General features: G+C 68.3%; 21 protein-coding genes. 12 read left to right on the top strand and 9 right to left on the bottom strand.

Annotated features, from left to right (window positions below; all coding sequences use genetic code 11):
- The first annotated feature begins 197 nt into the window (after positions 1-197).
- Positions 198-668: an SRPBCC family protein gene (locus ACJH6I_RS11355; protein WP_212807640.1), complete on the top strand. Its 471-nt coding sequence runs from the start codon at positions 198-200 to the stop codon at positions 666-668.
- A gap of 13 nt (positions 669-681) precedes the next feature.
- On the opposite strand, the gene ACJH6I_RS11350 is transcribed toward ACJH6I_RS11355, so the two are convergent.
- The 3 genes from ACJH6I_RS11350 to ACJH6I_RS11340 form a co-directional block, all read right to left on the bottom strand.
- Complete coding sequence (locus ACJH6I_RS11350; RefSeq protein WP_212807641.1) at positions 682-1,503, bottom strand: class I SAM-dependent methyltransferase; 822 nt, start codon at positions 1,501-1,503, stop codon at positions 682-684.
- A 63-nt stretch (positions 1,504-1,566) separates the two neighbouring features.
- On the bottom strand, positions 1,567-2,586 hold the full coding sequence (locus tag ACJH6I_RS11345) for an NAD-dependent epimerase/dehydratase family protein (protein WP_212807642.1): 1,020 nt from the start codon (positions 2,584-2,586) through the stop codon (positions 1,567-1,569).
- Positions 2,583-3,095: a nuclear transport factor 2 family protein gene (locus ACJH6I_RS11340; RefSeq protein ID WP_212807643.1), complete on the bottom strand. Its 513-nt coding sequence runs from the start codon at positions 3,093-3,095 to the stop codon at positions 2,583-2,585. The genes ACJH6I_RS11345 and ACJH6I_RS11340 overlap by 4 nt, the downstream gene beginning before the upstream one ends.
- Positions 3,096-3,187: 92 nt before the next feature.
- On the opposite strand from ACJH6I_RS11340, the gene msrA reads away from it, so the two are divergent.
- Positions 3,188-3,691, top strand: coding sequence for a peptide-methionine (S)-S-oxide reductase MsrA (msrA, locus tag ACJH6I_RS11335; protein WP_212807644.1), 504 nt, complete (start codon positions 3,188-3,190; stop codon positions 3,689-3,691).
- Positions 3,692-3,739: 48 nt separating this feature from the next.
- Here the strand turns inward: msrA and ACJH6I_RS11330 are convergent, their stop codons facing one another.
- Entirely contained in the window at positions 3,740-4,555 is an 816-nt protein-coding gene (locus tag ACJH6I_RS11330; RefSeq protein ID WP_406784080.1) for an alpha/beta fold hydrolase, read from the bottom strand.
- Between the two features lie 9 nt (positions 4,556-4,564).
- Positions 4,565-5,908: a cytochrome P450 gene (locus ACJH6I_RS11325; RefSeq protein ID WP_212807646.1), complete on the bottom strand. Its 1,344-nt coding sequence runs from the start codon at positions 5,906-5,908 to the stop codon at positions 4,565-4,567.
- Between the two features lie 102 nt (positions 5,909-6,010).
- Between ACJH6I_RS11325 and ACJH6I_RS11320 the strand changes: the two genes are divergently transcribed.
- On the top strand, positions 6,011-6,637 hold the full coding sequence (locus ACJH6I_RS11320; protein ID WP_212807647.1) for a TetR/AcrR family transcriptional regulator: 627 nt from the start codon (positions 6,011-6,013) through the stop codon (positions 6,635-6,637).
- Here the strand turns inward: ACJH6I_RS11320 and ACJH6I_RS11315 are convergent.
- On the bottom strand, positions 6,614-7,183 hold the full coding sequence (locus tag ACJH6I_RS11315) for a TetR/AcrR family transcriptional regulator (protein ID WP_212807648.1): 570 nt from the start codon (positions 7,181-7,183) through the stop codon (positions 6,614-6,616). The genes ACJH6I_RS11320 and ACJH6I_RS11315 overlap by 24 nt on opposite strands.
- Positions 7,184-7,238: 55 nt before the next feature.
- Between ACJH6I_RS11315 and ACJH6I_RS11310 the strand changes: the two genes are divergently transcribed.
- A complete protein-coding gene (locus ACJH6I_RS11310) occupies positions 7,239-7,787 on the top strand; it encodes a nicotinamidase (RefSeq protein ID WP_406774499.1) in 549 nt (182 codons plus the stop codon).
- A 26-nt stretch (positions 7,788-7,813) separates the two neighbouring features.
- Here ACJH6I_RS11310 and ACJH6I_RS11305 read toward each other — a convergent pair whose 3' ends face one another.
- Positions 7,814-8,614, bottom strand: coding sequence for an enoyl-CoA hydratase-related protein (locus ACJH6I_RS11305; RefSeq protein ID WP_318984021.1), 801 nt, complete (start codon positions 8,612-8,614; stop codon positions 7,814-7,816).
- Between the two features lie 55 nt (positions 8,615-8,669).
- Here ACJH6I_RS11305 and ACJH6I_RS11300 point away from each other — a divergent pair, with 55 nt between their 5' ends.
- The 4 genes from ACJH6I_RS11300 (at position 8,670) to ACJH6I_RS11285 (ending at position 11,929) form a co-directional block, all read left to right on the top strand.
- Positions 8,670-9,128, top strand: coding sequence for a MarR family winged helix-turn-helix transcriptional regulator (locus ACJH6I_RS11300; protein ID WP_406774498.1), 459 nt, complete (start codon positions 8,670-8,672; stop codon positions 9,126-9,128).
- Positions 9,125-9,934 carry an ATP-binding cassette domain-containing protein gene (locus ACJH6I_RS11295; protein ID WP_406774497.1) on the top strand — a complete coding sequence of 270 codons (810 nt, stop codon included), beginning with the start codon at positions 9,125-9,127 and terminating at the stop codon, positions 9,932-9,934. Before ACJH6I_RS11300 ends, ACJH6I_RS11295 begins: the two co-directional genes overlap by 4 nt.
- A gap of 58 nt (positions 9,935-9,992) precedes the next feature.
- Positions 9,993-10,733, top strand: a complete 741-nt coding sequence (locus ACJH6I_RS11290) for an ABC transporter permease (protein ID WP_212814504.1) — start codon at positions 9,993-9,995, stop codon at positions 10,731-10,733.
- 122 nt (positions 10,734-10,855) lie between these two features.
- Positions 10,856-11,929 (top strand): cellulase family glycosylhydrolase, encoded by a 1,074-nt coding sequence (locus tag ACJH6I_RS11285; protein WP_318984024.1) that lies wholly within the window; start codon positions 10,856-10,858, stop codon positions 11,927-11,929.
- A 25-nt stretch (positions 11,930-11,954) separates the two neighbouring features.
- Here the strand turns inward: ACJH6I_RS11285 and ACJH6I_RS11280 are convergent, their stop codons facing one another.
- Together ACJH6I_RS11280 and treS are read right to left on the bottom strand one after the other, a co-directional pair.
- Complete coding sequence (locus ACJH6I_RS11280; RefSeq protein WP_406784079.1) at positions 11,955-13,220, bottom strand: maltokinase N-terminal cap-like domain-containing protein; 1,266 nt, start codon at positions 13,218-13,220, stop codon at positions 11,955-11,957.
- Positions 13,220-14,959: a maltose alpha-D-glucosyltransferase gene (gene treS, locus ACJH6I_RS11275; RefSeq protein ID WP_406784078.1), complete on the bottom strand. Its 1,740-nt coding sequence runs from the start codon at positions 14,957-14,959 to the stop codon at positions 13,220-13,222. Before treS ends, ACJH6I_RS11280 begins: the two co-directional genes overlap by 1 nt.
- Before the next feature lie 38 nt (positions 14,960-14,997).
- Between treS and ACJH6I_RS11270 the strand changes: the two genes are divergently transcribed.
- The 4 genes from ACJH6I_RS11270 to ACJH6I_RS11255 are packed head-to-tail and all read left to right on the top strand — an operon-like array spanning position 14,998 to position 17,430.
- Positions 14,998-15,798 carry a HugZ family protein gene (locus ACJH6I_RS11270; RefSeq protein ID WP_406784077.1) on the top strand — a complete coding sequence of 267 codons (801 nt, stop codon included), beginning with the start codon at positions 14,998-15,000 and terminating at the stop codon, positions 15,796-15,798.
- 10 nt (positions 15,799-15,808) lie between these two features.
- Positions 15,809-16,378: an orotate phosphoribosyltransferase gene (locus ACJH6I_RS11265; protein ID WP_293018253.1), complete on the top strand. Its 570-nt coding sequence runs from the start codon at positions 15,809-15,811 to the stop codon at positions 16,376-16,378.
- Positions 16,379-16,438: 60 nt separating this feature from the next.
- Positions 16,439-17,029, top strand: a complete 591-nt coding sequence (locus tag ACJH6I_RS11260; RefSeq protein WP_406784076.1) for a hypothetical protein — start codon at positions 16,439-16,441, stop codon at positions 17,027-17,029.
- The gene (locus tag ACJH6I_RS11255; protein ID WP_064858050.1) at positions 17,029-17,430 is read left to right on the top strand and encodes a TIGR03668 family PPOX class F420-dependent oxidoreductase; all 402 of its coding nucleotides are present in this window, start codon (positions 17,029-17,031) and stop codon (positions 17,428-17,430) included. Before ACJH6I_RS11260 ends, ACJH6I_RS11255 begins: the two co-directional genes overlap by 1 nt.
- Positions 17,431-17,437: the final 7 nt, after the last annotated feature.

The following is a 17,437-nucleotide window of genomic DNA, read 5'->3' as shown; positions in this document are numbered from 1 at the left end:
ACACCGGTGGTGAGCGCGGTAGCTGCCACAAACGTCTTTTTGCTCATATCAACCCAACTCCTTCGTTGGAAGGTGCCGTCACGCGGTATATCGCCGGGATACCCCGAAACGGTTACCGCAAAGATCGAGCATTCTTGTTGCGCCACCGACAATTACCGCTTGCCCAACCCCAGGACGGTCTGTCTACGATCAGCGCCATGACCGCACAGGGACCCGCCTCCGTCACCGCCGCCATCGAGATCGCCGCCAGCCCGTCGGCTGTCTACGCGCTGCTGACCGATCTGCCCACCTTGGCCTCGCTCGCCGAGGAGGCACACACCATGGAGTGGCAGAAGGGGTCCTCGGCGGTACCCGGTTCGGTGTTCAAGGGACACAACCGCAACGGCTCGAAGACCTGGACGACCAGCTGCACCGTCACCGAAGCCGAGCCGGGCAAGACGTTCGGCTTCGCCGTGAAGTCCTCGATCGTGCCCATCGCGCACTGGCGCTACGACATCACCGAGACGCCGAACGGCTGCCGGGTCACCGAGTCCACGTGGGACAACCGGCCGGGTCTGTTGAAGCTGTTCGCCGCCTCGCTCACCGGGGTCGCCGACCGGGACGCGGCCAACGCCGAGAACATCCGGCTGACGCTCGAGCGGCTGAAGGCCCGCGCCGAGGCCGCCTGACCGGGCCGGGCGGTCAGCCCCACGAATACCGGTGGTACTGCGACATGTGGCGCATGCCGGGCACGGCGCGCATGACGGCGGCCATCACGCGCAGTCCCGTCGGCAGCAGGTTGTAGCCGTCGGGGCCGAGGGCGGACTCCCATGACAGCAGCCGCAGTCCCGGCACTGCCGACAGGACGTCGTCGGGGCCGTCCATGGCCCACTTCAACGTCGCGCCCGAACGGCGCACCACGGAGTTCGTCCACTGCAGCTTCACACCGAGCCGGCTGAAGGCATCGAATTGCAGTTCCCCACTTGGGAAATGCGCCACGATGCGACGGAACAGTGCCTGGCCGTCGGCCTCGCTGAGGTACATCGTGAGGCCCTCGGCCAGCATCAGTACCGGGCGGTCGGCCGGGATGCCGGCGAGCCACGCCGGGTCCGTCACCGATGCCGGGACGATGTGGCAGTGCTCGCGGGCCGGGTAAAGCTGACGGCGCAGCTCGGCGACCTCCGGGTAGTCGATGTCGTACCAGTCGACGCCGGGTCCCGGGTCCAGCCGGTAGTGTCGGCTGTCCAGTCCGCAACCCAGGTGCAGCACAACGGCTTCCGGGTAAACGGCCAGGAACTGCCGGGCCGTCTTGTCGAAGTAGGCCGACCGCAGCGTGACCCCCGGCGACCTGGCGGCCGTGATCGTGGTCTGCGACCAGTCGTAGTCGATGCGGGCGACGACATCGCGGGCGTAGGTGTCGTGCAGCACCGACTTCGGCAGGTCGGCGTCCAGTGCCTTGGCGTACAGCGTGGCCAGCATGGTCTGCGGTGCCCCGGTCAGGTCCACCTGCAATCTGTCCGTCATGGCTTCGACGCTAGCCGCGGTAGGCCTTGCCGCGCCACGACTTAACGCTGCACGGCGCGTTGTTCAGCCCCGGGATTTCTGGGCCTGCCGAGCCTTTCGCAGGCCCACCCAGAACCGCGCCGCTTCCCGCACCGCGTCCTCGACGGGCCTTGGCTCCCAGCCCAATTCAGCCCTCGCCTTGCTGCAGTCGACGGGCGCCTCAGCGCGCATCAGTCGCAGTGACGCCAGCGACATGTGTTCGTCGGTGCCCTTGAGCCGGCCTTTGACGGTGCCCAGGGTGGCGAGTGTGTACGTCACCGGCAGCGGCAGCGACTTGGCCGGCGCCGGCACCCCGGCCTCGGCCGCGGCGATGCGCGCCACCTCGGCATTGCTGATCATCTTGTCGGAGATCAGGTATCGCTCACCGGGCCGGCCCTTGTCGGCGGCCAGGATCAGCGCGCGGGCGGCGTCGTTGACGTCGACCGCTTCCAGCTCGATGCCGCTCATCACGAACGGCAGCTTCCCGAACGCGGCGCCGGCGATGATGGCGCCGTGCGGCGTACGGCCCCAGTCCGTTCCGCCGTACGTGGTGGACACACACATCGCGACGGCCGGCAGCCCGCGTTCCCGGGCGTACTGCAGCACCAGTTTCTCGGCCTGCACGCGCGAGCGCACGTACGGCGGCAGCGTGCGCTCGTCGGCGATGTCGTCCTCGGTGGAGACGAAGCCGCGCTTGCGCCCCACCGTGGCGTAGCTGCTCGTGAAGACGAATTTCCTTAGGCCCGACGCGATTTCGGGTTCAACCGCGACGTCCAGCACATTGCGGGTGCCCTCGACGTTGGTGCGGAACAACGGCGACGGATCCCGGAGCCAGCCGCGGGTGTCGACGACGCAGTAGTAGATGACGTCGGCGCCGGTCATCGCGGCCCGCAGGGTGTCGTTGTCCCAGATGTCGCCCTCGTAGCGGGTGACGGCGAGGTCGTCGATGCCGATGGTGTTGGCACCGGCCCGAACCATGACCCGCACGTCCTCCCCGGCCGCCACCAGCTGCCGGGTGACGTGCGAGCCGAGATAGCCGTTGGCCCCGATGACAAGCGACGTCATCGGCGTCCCCTACCGCCGAACTTCTGCATCCACTCCTCGGCCACCTCCGGCAGCGTGCCCAGCGCTTCGGCCTTCTTGCACCACGCCATGGTGGCCTCGAGGAACTTCATGGGGTTGTAGATGTCTTCCTGCTTGCTCCACAGGCCGTCGCCCGCGTACGTCATGATCGAGATGTTGGTGGCGCCGATGATGGTGCCGTCGCCGGGATCGCGCATGGGGTTGTCGAGCTCGCAGATGACCCGACCGGTCGCCTCGTCGTACACCTTCCACAGCGACGGGAACGACGTCATGTAGCTGCCGGGGAAGTTCTCCATGGTGTTCCAGATCCAGGGCCGCACCTCCTCGCGGCCGTGCATGGTGCCCATGGCGTGTTCGATGTACAGCACGTCCTCGGTGTAGTGGTCGGTCCACGGATCCCAGTCGCGCGTCTGGGCGGCGCGGTCCACGGTCTGCTCGAAGACGTCGAATGCCGCGATGAGTTCGTCGCGACTGAAGGTGTTGCCCGTCACAGGAAAACTAGAACACGTTCTAGTGACGTTTGTCGAGCACTTGCGCACTCGCCGGGAGTTCGGTTCGCTGGAATCAAAGCGAGGAGGCGTACATGACCGACACTGCGACCGCGATCCTGGCGGGCGGCTGCTTCTGGGGGATGCAGGACCTGATCCGCAAGCAGCCGGGTGTGCTCAAGACCCGGGTCGGTTACACCGGCGGGACCAACGATCACCCGACCTACCGCAACCACCCCGGCCACGCCGAGGCCGTCGAGATCATCTACGACCCCAGCCAGACCGACTATCGGGCGCTCCTGGAGTTCTTCTTCCAGATCCACGACCCGTCGACCGTCAACCGGCAGGGCAACGACGTCGGCACCAGCTACCGCTCGGCGATCTTCTACACCGACGACGAGCAGAAGCGCATCGCCGAAGACACCATCGCCGACGTCGACGCCTCGGGTCTGTGGCCCGGCAAGGTGGTCACCGAGGTGACGCCGGCCGTCCCGTTCTGGGAGGCCGAGCCGGAGCACCAGGACTACCTGGAGCGCATCCCCAACGGCTACACCTGCCACTTCCCGCGGCCGGGCTGGAAACTGCCCAAACGAGCGTGATTTGTGCACGATTTTCCGCGCGGGCCGCGGAAAATCGTGCACAAATCGCTAGGTGGCGGCGCGCTCGGCGATCAGCCGGGCCACGAGCTCGGGGTGCTGGTCCGGCAACCAGTGGTTTGCGCCTTCGACGATCTCGAACTTGTACGGCGCGTGGACGAACTGCTCGGTCGGCAGGGCACCCTTGCGGCCGAGCGCGATGTCGCCGTCGCTCCAGATGTATGTGGTCGGCCGCGTCACCGGGATGAACGCCGATTTCGGGTTCACGAACGGCATGGCGCGGTACCAGTTGAGTGCGGTGGTCAGGGCCCCGCTGTCGAACACCTCGGCCCGCGTGACAGCCAGCGCCTCATCGGTCATTCCGCTGCGCGGCATCGCCAACTGCGCGAACCGTTCGCCGAGCCACGGCAGCTGGAAGATCAGCATGTAGTACGAGTGCAGCGCCTGCGTCCCGACGGCCATCGCCTTCAGGAAGGCACCGGTATGGGGCACCGACACCGCGGTGAGGGTGCGCACCAGCTCGGGTTTGGTCGCCGTCAGCGCCCAGGCGATCGCGGCGCCCCAGTCATGCCCGACCACGTGCACCGGCCCGCCGACCAACTCGATCAGCGCGGCGACGTCGTCGGTCAGTTTGGGGATCGTGTACTGCCGCCGGCCCTTCGGCCGGGCACCGGGCGAGTAGCCGCGCTGATTGGGCGCCAGCGTCCGGAAACCGTTGGCATGCAACAGCTCCGACACGGCAGTCCAGGACTCGGCGGTCTGCGGGAAGCCGTGCAACAACACCACGACATCGCCGTCGACGGGGCCGGAGTCGACCACGTCGAAGGTCAGTCCGTCATGGCGGTACTGCGTAATCCGTTCGGTCACAGCATGAACCTACAGCGGGGTGACCCGCCGGCGTAAGGTCACGCGGCCGCCGTCTTTGGGCGTGTAGGCCACACCCCGCGAGAAGACCTTCTCCCCCGGCGCGCTGCTGACCTGAATGGCGAAGTGCCGCAACACCGTCCGCAGCACCACGTCCATCTCGACCTGCGCGAACACCGCCCCGACGCAGCGCCGGGTACCGCCGCCGAACGGCAGGAACGCCAGCGGCGGACGGCGCCCGAGGAAGCGCTCCGGGTCGAACCGCTCCGGATCGGCGAATTCCTTTGCGTCCTCGTGCATGTGGTCGATGGCGACGATGATCGAGAAGCCCCGCGGGATGACCCATTCCCCGAGCTGGAAGGTCGGCGCGTACACGTGCCGGCCGGCGAAGTCGATGATGGTGCGGATGCGTTGCACCTCGAGGATGGTCGCCTGGCGGTACTCGTCGGTGTCACCGGCTGCCACCTCGTCTTCGAGACGGCGCAGCACCTCGGGGTGGCGGGAGATCCGTTCGAAGACCCACGCCATGGTGGCCGCGGTGGTTTCGTGGCCGGCGGCCAGCAGTGTCAGCAGTTCGTCGGCGATGTCGCTGCGGGACATCGCCGTTCCGTCCTCGTAGGTGCTGCGCAGCAGCAGCGCCAGCACGTCGTCGCGGCTGTCGAGATCAGGGTCGGCCGCGACCGTGTCGATGAGTCTGCCGACGACCTCGTCGTACCGGCGCCGGTATTCGGCGAGCCGGCCCCACGGCGTGAAGCGGCCGTAGGTGCGCGGCGGCATGGGCAGCACCGCCAGTCGCGACCCCAGGGTGACCCACGGCGGGATGATGCGCCGTAGCTCGTCGAGGTGGTGACCGTCGGCGCCGAACACCGCGCGCAGGATGGCGTTGAGGGTGATGTGCATCATCGGTTCGAGCGTGGGGAACGACTTCCCCTCGGGCCAGGACGCCGCCGCACGCAGCGTCTCCTCTTCGAAGATGCGCTCGTAATTCTTGATGCTCTTGCCGTGGAACGGCGGGGTCAGCAGCTTGCGGCGCAGCCGGTGCTCGGAACCGTCGAGCGCGAACACCGATCCGCTGCCGAGGACGCGGGACAGGTTCGGCTGGATGTTGCCGACGTCGGCGGGGTTCGCGGCGAACACCTGCTTGGCCAACTGGGGGTCGGTCACCATGACGGCGCGGCCGAAAACCGGTGCATCACAGGTGAATACCGGACCGAGTCGCGGCACCATCCGGTTGACGAACCGGCGCCGATTGGTCGCGAACGCGACCCCTTGAAGAATCTTGGGCACTCCGGTCGCCGGTGGCAGATGGATCGCCGGGGCGCACTCGGTGAGTTCAGCGGTGACGGTTTCGGTCATGGCACGCTCCAAACCACTGTTTACGCGGTACCACGGTGTACCGCGTGGTTATCCGGTACGGTACCGGCTGGTACCAAAGGTGACAAGGGTTTTGGGAGAGCGATGGCAGGCAGCGAGGTCAACGCGGCGCAGACGGCTCCGCAGCCGTTCCGCGGGCGGCTGCTCGACGGGCTCGCCACCTCCCTGGAGACCCGGGGCTACCGCGACACCACCGTCGCCGACATCGTCCGGAACGCCAAGACCTCCAAGCGCACCTTCTACGACCAGTTCGCCAGCAAGGAAGAGTGCTTCGTCGAACTGCTGCGCTCCAACAACGACGACCTCATCGCCCGGATCCGCGCCGCCATCGATCCCGATGCCGACTGGGAGCAGCAGGTGCGCAACGCGGTCGACGCGTACGTCGCGCACATCGCCTCCCGGCCCGCGATCACCTTGAGCTGGATCCGGGAGGCGCCGGCGCTCGGTGACGCCGCGCTGCCACTCAATCGCCTGGCCATGGAGCATCTCACCGACATGGTCGTCGACCTCACCAGTGGTTCGGGGTTCCAGCGTGCCGGCATCGCCCCGATCGACCGGCCGGTGGCCCTGATCCTGCTCGGCGGTCTCCGCGAACTCACCGCACTGCTCGTCGAGGACGGCCGCGACGTCGCAGAGCTCACCGAACCTGCTGTCACCGCCGCGCTCGCGATGCTGGGCACCCGATCGTCAGCGCAGCATCAGCCGCGCTGACTTCTCCAGCCGCGCGGCGATCTCGTCGTACGACGTGAACCCCATGCCGGCCCGGACCAGCGCGCCCGAATAGAGCATCTCCAGCGACTCGATGACATCGTCGTCGACGTCCGGACCGAGCGCCGCGGCCAGTCGGGAGCGGATATCCGCGGCGATGCGCTGCCGCAGCACCTCGACGTCGGGGTCGCGGCCCAGCAGCGCGTTGGTGACGGCGCCGGCGAACTCCGGCTCGTCGATCACCAGTAGTGCGATGTGCCGCAGCACCTCGGTCACCCGCGTGGCAGGATCGTCGGAGTCATGCGCCGCGGGCGGCGACGACGCCAGGCGACGCCAGAACACCTCGGCGACCAGGTGTTCCTTCGACGAGAAGTAGGTGTAGGCCGTCGCCGCGCCGACACCGGCGTCGGCCGCGACCCGGCGGACCGTCAGCCCCGCGAAGCCTTCGCGGCGCAACAGGTCGAGCGCGGCACGGCTCAGCCGGTCGACCGTATCGGCCTGTTTGGCCGTCAACCGGCGCCGGGTGGGCTCAAGCGCCTGTTCAGACACGTGTCCGGACGCTACGGCAACGGGCGAACCGCAGCAAGCGGTCTACCGTGGACACATGCGGGCGTTGATCGTCGTCGACGTGCAGAACGACTTCTGCGAAGGGGGTTCCCTCGCGGTGTGCGGTGGCGGTGAAGTGGCCCGCGCGATCAGCGATCTGCTGGCCCGGCGCGAGTACGACCACGTCGTCGCCACGGCCGACCATCACATCGACCCGGGCGCGCATTTCTCCGACCAGCCCGACTACGTGACGTCGTGGCCGCCGCACTGCGTCGCCGGGACACCGGGCGCGCAGTTCCACCCGGAGCTCGACGTTTCCACGGTCGAGGCGGTGTTCCGCAAGGGCCCGTACTCCGCGGCCTACAGCGGGTTCGAAGGCGAGGACGAAAGCGGCACCACACTGGCGGACTGGCTGCGCACCCGCGGCGTCGACGAGGTCGACGTGGTCGGCATCGCCACCGACTACTGCGTCAAGGCCACGGCGGCCGACGCCGCCGACGCCGGGTTCCGCACCCGCGTCCTGCTCGATTACACCGCCGGGGTATCGGCCGAAAGCACGACGAATGCCGTTGCCGCCCTGAGAGATTCCGGTGTGACGGTCGCCTGAGGCACTTCCCGTCGCTCCGCTCGCCCCTAACGCGTCGGATCCACCGGCCGGCCCGACCACCGCGGCAACCGCCCGGCCTGCAGCGCCCGCACGCCCTCCTTGGCGTCGTCATGCGCCATCACCGCGAGATGAATCTCGGTCTCCCGCCGGCCCACCTCGTCGCGCGACAGGTCGAACGAGTCCCAGAGCAGCCGCTTGCTGGCGGCCACCGACATCGGCGCGGTGTTGTCCGCAATGTCGTGGGCCACCGCCAGCGCGGCCGGCAGCACCTCATCAGCGGGCAGCACGCGGCTCGCGATGCCGAGCTCCGCGGCGCGGCGGCCGTCGAAAGTCGTTCCGGTCAACAGGATTTCCGCGGCCCGGGCGATGCCGACCAATCGCGGCAATGCCCAATGCGAGTAGGCGTCCCCCACCACCCCGCGGCGCACCTGCACGACGCCGTAGCGGGCGTCGGCGGCGAAAATCCGGATATCGCACTGCAGCGCCAGGGTGAGCCCCAGCCCGATGGCGTGCCCGTTGACCGCCGCGATCACCGGCTTGCTCAACGACCACGCCGGAACCGGGATGCCGGCCGCACTGAACTCCGGGCCCGGCGCCGCGAACGTCTCGTCACCCGCGGCCAGGTCGGCCCCGGCGCAGAACGCCGGTGGCGCCCCGGTCAGCACGACGGCACGCACGTCGTCTGCCTGGTCGCACCGGGTGTAGGCGTCGGCGAGTTCTTCCCGCATCCCGTCACCAAAGGCGTTGCGCCGCTCGGGCCGGTTCAGCGTCAGCGTCACCACACCGCCGTCGAAGCCGGTCAGCAGCGTGCGGTATGCGGGGAACACCGCCCGAGTAAACCACGATTCTGCAATACCTCTGTAACAGAGCTATTGTTGAGACGTGCCCGCCCACACCGCTCCCGTCCCGGACCTCACGACCGACCTGTTCCACACGGTCGGCACGTTCCGCCGGCAGTTGCGCCGGACCGCCGGCGGGAGCTTCGCGGGCGTCACCCAGTCGCAGGCCGAACTGCTCAGACTCGTCGGCCGCCGGCCCGGCATCTCGGTTCGGGAAGCCGCACAGGAGTTGGGCCTGGCCGCCAACACCGCGTCGACCCTGGTCTCCAAGCTGGTCACCGACAACCTCCTGGTCCGCACCGTCGACCCCGACGACCGCCGCATCGGGCGCCTCCGGCTGACCGAGCCGGCCCAGCAGCTCGCCGATCAGACCAGTGCCTCCCGCCGGGCCGCCCTCGATGTCGTGCTCAATCAGCTCAGCACCGAGCAAATCGATGATCTGTCAAGGGGTTTGACCGTCCTGGCCGAGATGACCCGAATGCTCCAGGAGAGCCAGCCATGAGTACTCCCGCAATCGAATGCGATCACGTCACGCACTGCTACGGCGATTTCACCGCCGTCGACGACCTGAGCCTCACCGTCGACGTCGGGGAAACCATGGGACTGCTCGGCCCCAACGGCGCCGGCAAGACCACCCTGGTGCGCCTGCTCACCACCCTGACGCCCGTGCAGCACGGGCAGGTGCGCATATTCGGGCTCGACGCCGGCCGCCGCACCATGGATATCCGCCAGAACCTCGGCTATGTGCCGCAACAACTCTCGATCGAATCCGCCCTCACCGGACGCCAGAACGTCGACCTGTTCGCGCGGCTGTACGACATACCGCGCCGCGAGCGCCGCGACAGGGTCGACGACGCGCTGCGCGCCATGCAGCTGCTCGACGTCGCCGACCGGCCCGCCAAGACCTACTCGGGCGGCATGGTTCGGCGACTCGAGCTGGCGCAGGCCCTGGTGAACCGGCCGTCGCTGCTGATCCTCGATGAACCCACCGTCGGCCTGGATCCCATTGCGCGCGACAGTGTCTGGACCCAGGTGGCGAACATGCAGCGGGAGTTCGGCATGACGGTCCTGCTCACCACGCACTACATGGAGGAAGCCGACGCGTTGTGCGACCGGGTTGCCCTCATGCACCACGGCGTCTTGCAGGCCGTCGGGTCGCCCACCGATCTGAAGGCGTCGCTCGGTCCGGCTGCCACGCTCGAGGACGTGTTCCGGCACTACGCCGGGTCCGACCTGTCCGGGGACGACGACCGCCAGACCTTGAAGGACGTCCGCGCTGGAAGGAGGACTGCCCGTCGTGTCAGTTGACGTCGAACTCGTCGCCGCACCGCGCGGCGCCAGGCGCATCGGCGGGCTCGCCCGCCGGATGGGCGCCTTCGCTCTGGTCGAGTTGCAGAAGCTGCGCTACGACCGCACCGAGTTGGTCACGCGGACAATCCAGCCCGCCCTGTGGCTGCTGATCTTCGGCCAGACCTTCTCGCGGCTGCATGTCATCAACACCGGCAGTGTGCCGTACCTGTCGTTCCTGGCGCCGGGGATCATCGCCCAGTCGGCGCTGTTCATCTCGATCTTCTACGGCATCCAGATCGTCTGGGACCGCGATGCCGGCATCCTGGCCAAACTGATGGTGACCCCGTCGCCGGCCTCGGCGCTGATCACCGGCAAGGCGTTCGCGGCGGGAGTCCGCTCGATAGCGCAGGTGATCGGAGTTCTGGTGATCGCCCTGCTGATGGGCATCCATCTCAGCTTCAACCCGCTGCACATCCTGGCCGCCATGGCGGTGGTGATGCTCGGGTCGGCGTTCTTCGCTTGTCTGTCAATGACTCTGGCGGGCCTGGTCCGCAACCGCGACCGCCTGATGGGCATCGGCCAGGCCATCACCATGCCGCTGTTCTTCGCCTCCAACGCGCTGTATCCGGTGGACATCATGCCGGGCTGGCTGCGCGCGCTCTCCACCGTCAACCCGCTGTCGTACGAAGTGAACGCGCTGCGCTCGCTCCTGCTGGGCACGCCCGGCCACACCCTGCTGGACATCGCGGTCCTGGCCGTCGCCGCGGTGGTGGGCATCGCTGCGGCCTCGGCCCTGCTGCGCCGCCTGGTGCGGTGACGAACGCTGCGGCATTGGTGTCGTATCGCTCGGTCCTGCCTGCTGCGGCCTGAACAGCTGTTAGGTTCAACCCATCCGGCGGGGGTCAAGATCAACAGCAGTGCCTCAGATTGGAGTAAACGTTGCGCAACGTCACCAAGATCGCTGCAGCAGTCTTCACCGTCGCGGCAGTTTCCGCCGCCGCCACCGAAACCCTGTCCAACAGCCCGGCCACCATCCCGTTCATCCCGACGGGCATCAGCCAGTCGGCCAGCAGCGTCGGCTTCGCCGACTCCGACGTGTATGGCATGAACGCCGACGACATCAACCACACCTTCGACCTGATGTCGGCGACGGGCGTGCGCACCGTCCGCATCATCATCCCGTGGGCAGGCATCGAGGGCACCCAGGGCAGCTTCAACTGGGGCCAGGTCGACACCGTCGTCGGGGCGGCCAACGCCCGCCACATGTCGGTGGTCGGCGCGATCGTCGCGACACCGGCCTGGGCCGTCGCACCCGGTGCCATCCCGATCAGCAGCCCGCCCGCCTCCGCCGCGGTATACGGCGATTTCGCCGGCGCGGTCGCCGCGCACTACCGGGGCCGGGTTGACGCCTACGAGATCTGGAACGAGCCCAACGCCGTGATGTCGTGGACCTCCGGCCCGCAGGGCCCGGAGCCCGCCGTCTACGCCGACATGCTCAAGGCCTCGTACCCGAAGATCAAGGCCGCCGATCGCGGCGCCGTCGTCATCGGCGGTGTCGTCGGCGCGGTCGTGTCGTTCGGCTCGCTGACCCTGGACCCCGTCACCTTCATCCAGCGCATGTACGCCGCCGGCGCGGCCGGTTCGTTCGACGCGCTGTCGTTCCACCCGTACCACTACAACCTGAAGTTCTCGGCCGGCGCCGGCGTGCCCAACTCGCCGCTGAGCCAGACCGACGGCATCCACCAGGCCATGGCCGCCAACGGTGACGGCGGCAAGAAGATCTGGGCCACCGAGTACGGCGAGCCCAACTCGGCTGTCGACGAGGCCACGCAGGCCGACTACATCCGCGACTTCCTGGCCAAGTGGCGCACCCTGCCCTACGCCGGTCCGTCGTACATCTACACCACGCGCGACCGTGTCACCGGCAGCTCGAACCCCGAGGAATCCATCGGCGTCTACCGCTCCGACTGGACCCCGAAGCCGGCTCAGGCCGCCGTCAAGGCCATGGCCTGACGGTCATCGTCGGCGGTTGGTACACCTAACCGCCGACGATGTTCGCGATCGCTCCCAGCGGCAGGTCCAGCCAGTGCGGCCGGTGCCGGGCCTCGTATCCGGCTTCGTACACCGCCTTGTCGAGCTCGTAGGCGGCGAGCAGTTCCGCGTCGGGCTCGGCACCGCCGGCCTCGGCATAGCCTGTGCAGAACGCCGCCCGGTTGCGGTCGGCCCATTCCCGCGCACGCGCCGCGAGTTGCTTGCGGCGCTGCTCGTTGCCGCCGCCCTCGGTCAGCCGCTGGAACGCCGCGTACTGATAGGACCGCAGCATTCCGGCGACGTCCCGCAGCGGTGAGTCGGGTACCCGGCGCTGATCCAGTGACTGCCCGGGTTCGCCTTCGAAGTCGATCAGCAGCCAGGTCTCGGGGGTGCGCAGCACCTGGCCCAGATGCAGGTCGCCGTGAATCCGTTGCACCGTGATCGGCTGCCCCTCGAGCGCGCGGTAGCGACCCTCGATGGCCGCGGCGTACTCGCGGACCTGCGGCACCGACGCGGTCACCGCGGCCAGCCGCTCCAGCATGGTCTCGACGGGAAACAGCGCCGTGGCGGTGCCGAGTTCGGCGGCCAGCGTGGCGTGCACCGCGGCGACGGACTGGCCCAGCCGCTCCGACTCGCCGGCGAAGTCACCGCCGACCTCGTTGGCGTACAGGTCGCCCTCGGCGTACAGGTCCCGGGTGCTGGCGACCGCCATGTCCCAGCCCTCGGCGGCGTTGTCGGCGAAGCGGGCCAGCATGCCCAGCGCCGTCTCCGGTCCGCCGTCCAGCGACATCGTCCCCAGCAGCGGCGCCACATGCGGGCTACCGGCCCGGCCGAGCACCCGGGTGAGCTCGATGTCGGGATTCACGCCGGGTGTGACCCGGCGGAACAGCTTGAGGATGGCGGCTTCGTCGAACACGACGCTGGTGTTGCTCTGTTCGGCGCCCATCACGCGCGCCGTCTCGCCCGCCGGCAACTCGGCGTCGGACTCGGCGGCGAATGAGACCGGACCGACCGTCGCCGAGTCGGCGATCAGGCGCAGCAGCAGGTTCGCGACTTCCGGGTCACCCAGCGCGTCACCGACCTCGCCGTCGCCCTGGCGCAGCACCAGCTGGTACCGCTCGCCGGGGCCGTCGTCGTAGCTGACGTCGAGCAGCACCAGGTCGATGTCGTCGCGCAGCGCCACCACCAGTGCTGGTTCGGCATCGGCCAGCTCCCGGTTGCGGCCGGCGTACCAGCGCTGCTGGGTCAGGTATTCGGTCAACTGTGGATCCATCACGGCTCCTCACCGACGGGCGCACGCAACGAGAACCAGTAGAAACCATGCCCGGGCAGTGTCAACAGGTAAGGCAGTTCCCCGATGCGGGGGAATTCGACCTGGCCGGTCAGTTCAACCGGCGTGTAGCCGTTCCAATGCTGCAGGTTCAGTTCGATCGGCTGGGGAAAACGGGACAGATTGTTGACGCACAAAACAGTGTCAGCCTCACCACCATCTCGCACGAGCTCGCGCACGTAGGTGAGTGCCGACGGATTGGAGCCACCGAGTTCCCGGAACGAGCCGACGGCGAACGCGTCGTGCCGCCGCCGCACCGCGAGCATGGTGCGCGTCCAGTTGAGCAGGGAGTTCGTGGTGTCGCGCTGGGCTTCGACGTTCACCGCCTGATATCCGTACACCGGGTCCTGGCTCGGCGGGACGTAGAGCCGGCCGGGGTTGGCGGTGGAGAACCCGGCGTTGCGGTCGGCCGACCACTGCATCGGGGTGCGCACGCCGTCGCGGTCACCCAGCCAGATGATGTCGCCCATCCCGATCTCGTCGCCGTAGTACAGCACCGGGGACCCCGGCAGCGACAACAGCAACGCGGTGAACAGCTCGGTCTGGTTGCGGTCGTTCTCGAGCAGCGGGGCCAGGCGCCGGCGGATGCCGACGTTGGCTTTCATCCGCGGATCCTTGGCGTACTCGGAGTACATGTAGTCGCGCTCTTCGTCGGTGACCATCTCCAACGTGAGCTCGTCGTGGTTGCGCAGGAATATGCCCCACTGCGCGAGGTCCGGTATCTCCGGGGTCTGCGCCAGGATCTCCGAGATCGGGAACCGGGACTCCCGGCGCACCGCCATGAAAATCCTTGGCATCAGCGGGAAATGGAACGCCATGTGGCATTCGTCGCCGCCCGTCTCGGGGTCGCCGAAGTATTCGACGACGTCGGCGGGCCACTGATTGGCCTCCGCCAGCAGGACCCGGCCGGGGAATTCGTCGTCGACCACCTTGCGGCAGCGCTTGAGGAAGGCGTGCGTCTCGGGCAGGTTCTCGCAGTTGGTGCCCTGACGCTCGAACAGGTAGGGCACCGCGTCCAGCCGGAATCCGTCGATCCCCAGCTTCAGCCAGAAGCGCAGCACGTCGATCATCGCTTCCTGCACGGCCGGGTTGTCGTAGTTCAGGTCGGGCTGGTGGGAGAAGAAGCGGTGCCAGTAGAACTGCTTGCGCACGGCGTCGAAGGTCCAGTTGGACTCCTCGGTGTCGACGAAGATGACGCGCGCGTCCTGGTACTTCTCGCTGGTGTCACTCCAGACGTAGTAATCGCCGTAGCGCCCCGAGGGGTCGCGACGGGACTCCTGGAACCAGGCGTGGGCATCCGAGGTGTGGTTCATCACCAGGTCGGTGATGACGCGGATGCCGCGCTTGTGCGCGGCATCCAGCAACGCGACGAAGTCCTCGACGGTGCCGAACTCCGGCAGCACCTTGTAGAAGTCACGGATGTCGTAGCCGCCGTCACGCAGCGGCGAATCGTAGAACGGTGGCAACCAAATACAGTCGACACCAAGCCATTTCAAATAGTCGAGTCGCTCGGTGAGACCGCGGAGGTCACCTGAGCCGTCGGCGTCTGAGTCGTAGAAGGCGCGGACCAACACCTCATAGAAAACCGCGTGCTTGAACCAGGTGCGGTCCTCGGGGAGGACTCGCGCGTGTCCGAAGTCTGCGGCGCTTGGATGTTCCACGCCACCGTTGGAGGCGTCCATCGTCAACCAACGTACCCGCGCCTGGGTAGGGTGCAAACGTGGCGACACGCGATCATGGCGACCCAGGTGATGCTCCGACAATCCCGCCGCCGCTGGCCGAAATCGTCAACTCGACGCGGCCCTCGGCCGCTGAAGAGGCCCGCACCATCGCGGCGTCGACCAACACCGGGACCCTGGCAACTCTGACGGCCGACGGCGATCCGTGGGCGTCGATGGTCACCTACGGACTGCTCGGCGGTTCGCCGGTGTTGTGCGTCTCGAATCTCGCCGAGCACGGCCGCAACCTCGCCGGCGATCAGCGGGCCAGCATCTCGATCATCGCGGCCAGCACCGACAAGGATCCGCTGGCCGGCGGCCGGGTCACCCTGGCCGGCCGGGTGGCGCGGCCGGACGGCGCCGAACGCGACGCCGCCCGGGACGCCCATGTCGCGGCGGTACCGGCCGCGAAGTACTACATCGACTACACCGACTTCGCCCTGTGGGTGCTGCACGTCGACCGGGTCCGATGGGTCGGCGGCTACGGCCGCATGGACTCGACCACAGGAGCGGATTACGCTGCGGCCCAGCCGGATCCGGTGACGCCCTCGGCCGCTGGGGCCATCGCTCACCTGAACGCCGATCATGCCGACTCACTGGCGGCCATGGCCCGGGTCCTGGGCGGTTACCCCGACACCGAGTCGGCGACCTGCACCGGCGCCGACCGCTACGGCCTGGACTTGCGGGTCAACACCGCCCGCGGCATGGCGTACACGCGGGTCGGCTATGCACAGCCACTCCAGTCCATCGATGAATTACGTTCCGCGACAGTCGAATTGGCTCGACTGTCCCGTCAGGTTTAGGATTCGCACCATGTCTGATCGCCCCGCGAGCTGGGAAGCCGCATTCGACCTGATCCGCACCCGCGGCTACGAGCGCCGCGAGGAGCCGTTCCGGCTCGCCAGCGGGCAGCTCAGCCATGACTACATCGACGGCAAGTTCGCCATCGACAACGGCGTGAGCATGACGATCGTGAGCAAAGCCGTGGCCGAACTCGCCGCGTTGCGCGGCATCGAGTTCGACGCCGTCGGCGGCCTGACCATGGGCGCCGACCCGCTGGCGCACGGCGTCGCAATGGTCACCGGCAAGCGGTGGTTCTCCGTCCGCAAGGAGCAGAAGGCGCGTGGCCGCGAGCAGTGGATCGAGGGCACCCGGATCGAGCCGGGCATCCGCGTCCTCCTGGTCGACGACGTGATCAGCACGGGCGGCTCGACGGAAATCGCGTACGAGCGGGTCGCCTCGCTCGGCGCGGTCGTCACCGGCGTCATCCCGATGGTCGACCGCGGCGACATCGCCACCGAGCGTTTCGCCAGGCGCGGGGTGCCGTTTGCCGCGCTGGTCAGCTACCGCGATCTGGGCATCGAACCGGTCAAGGACGTCTAAAGCGCGGACACGCGCGCCGATACCGAGCAATTGGCGCGACCCACCCCTAGCATCTGGGAGGTGGCTGACAGCGACGACCCAGAGCGCGAACTATCGCCGGGTGGCGTGCTGGAATCAGCCGCCGAGGAGCCGGACGACGACCCGGACACCGATCCGTTCCGCGCCGTCGACCCGGGGCCACACGGCACGGGACCGTTTGCCGGTCCGACGACCGGTTCGTTCGTCATCCCCGAACCGGAGCCGACGGGCGACACCTTCGACGCGTTCAACACCGACACCTGGCGGTTCCGCGAGCCGCCACCACCCTGGTACCGCAGGAAAGATGCCCGCCTGCTGCTGATCGTCGTCGCCGTCGCGGTGGTCGCTCTCGTGATTTCGCTGGTGGTCCTGGCCACCCGCCGGGATTCCGGATCCGACGAAGCCCCGGTCGAACCGTCACCGACGACGACCACCACCACGACGACGCAGGCCCCGTCGACCTCGTCGACGCCCGCTCCGCCGCCGCCTCCCCCACCGCCGGCCGAACCGCCTCCGGCCGCGGCACCCCCGGCGTACCACGCGCCGGCCGCGCCGCCCGCACCGACGCGTCCGCCGGAGATCAACGTGACCCGCATGCCCATGAGCGTCGCCCCGAACCCACACCGCCGCTGATGACCGATCCCGCCGCCCTGTTCTCCGCCGCGCCCGTCGCGGTGCTGGCGACGGTGTCCGGCGAGGGCCAGCCGCATGTGGTCCCCGTGGTCTTCGCGGTCAGCGGGGACCGGCTCTATACGGCGGTGGACGCCAAGCGGAAGTCGACGCAGCATCTGCGGCGGCTGGACAACATCGCGGCCAACCCGCGCGTGAGTCTGCTCGCCGAGGAATACGACGACGACTGGTCGCACCTCTGGTGGGCGCGGGCCGACGGCATCGCCACCGTGCACCCGAGTGGCGACGAGATGGCGATCGGTTACTCGCTGCTGCGGGCCAAGTACCACCAGTACGACCGGGTGGCGCTGGACGGCCCGGTGATCCGGGTCGCGATCAGCCGATGGAGTTCGTGGCACGCCTGAACAGCTT

The organism is Mycobacterium sp. SMC-13, assembly GCF_045311035.1.
GTDB lineage: Bacteria > Actinomycetota > Actinomycetes > Mycobacteriales > Mycobacteriaceae > Mycobacterium.
Note: the sequence above shows the minus strand (reverse complement) of the source record. Positions and strands in the feature narration are given on the sequence as shown.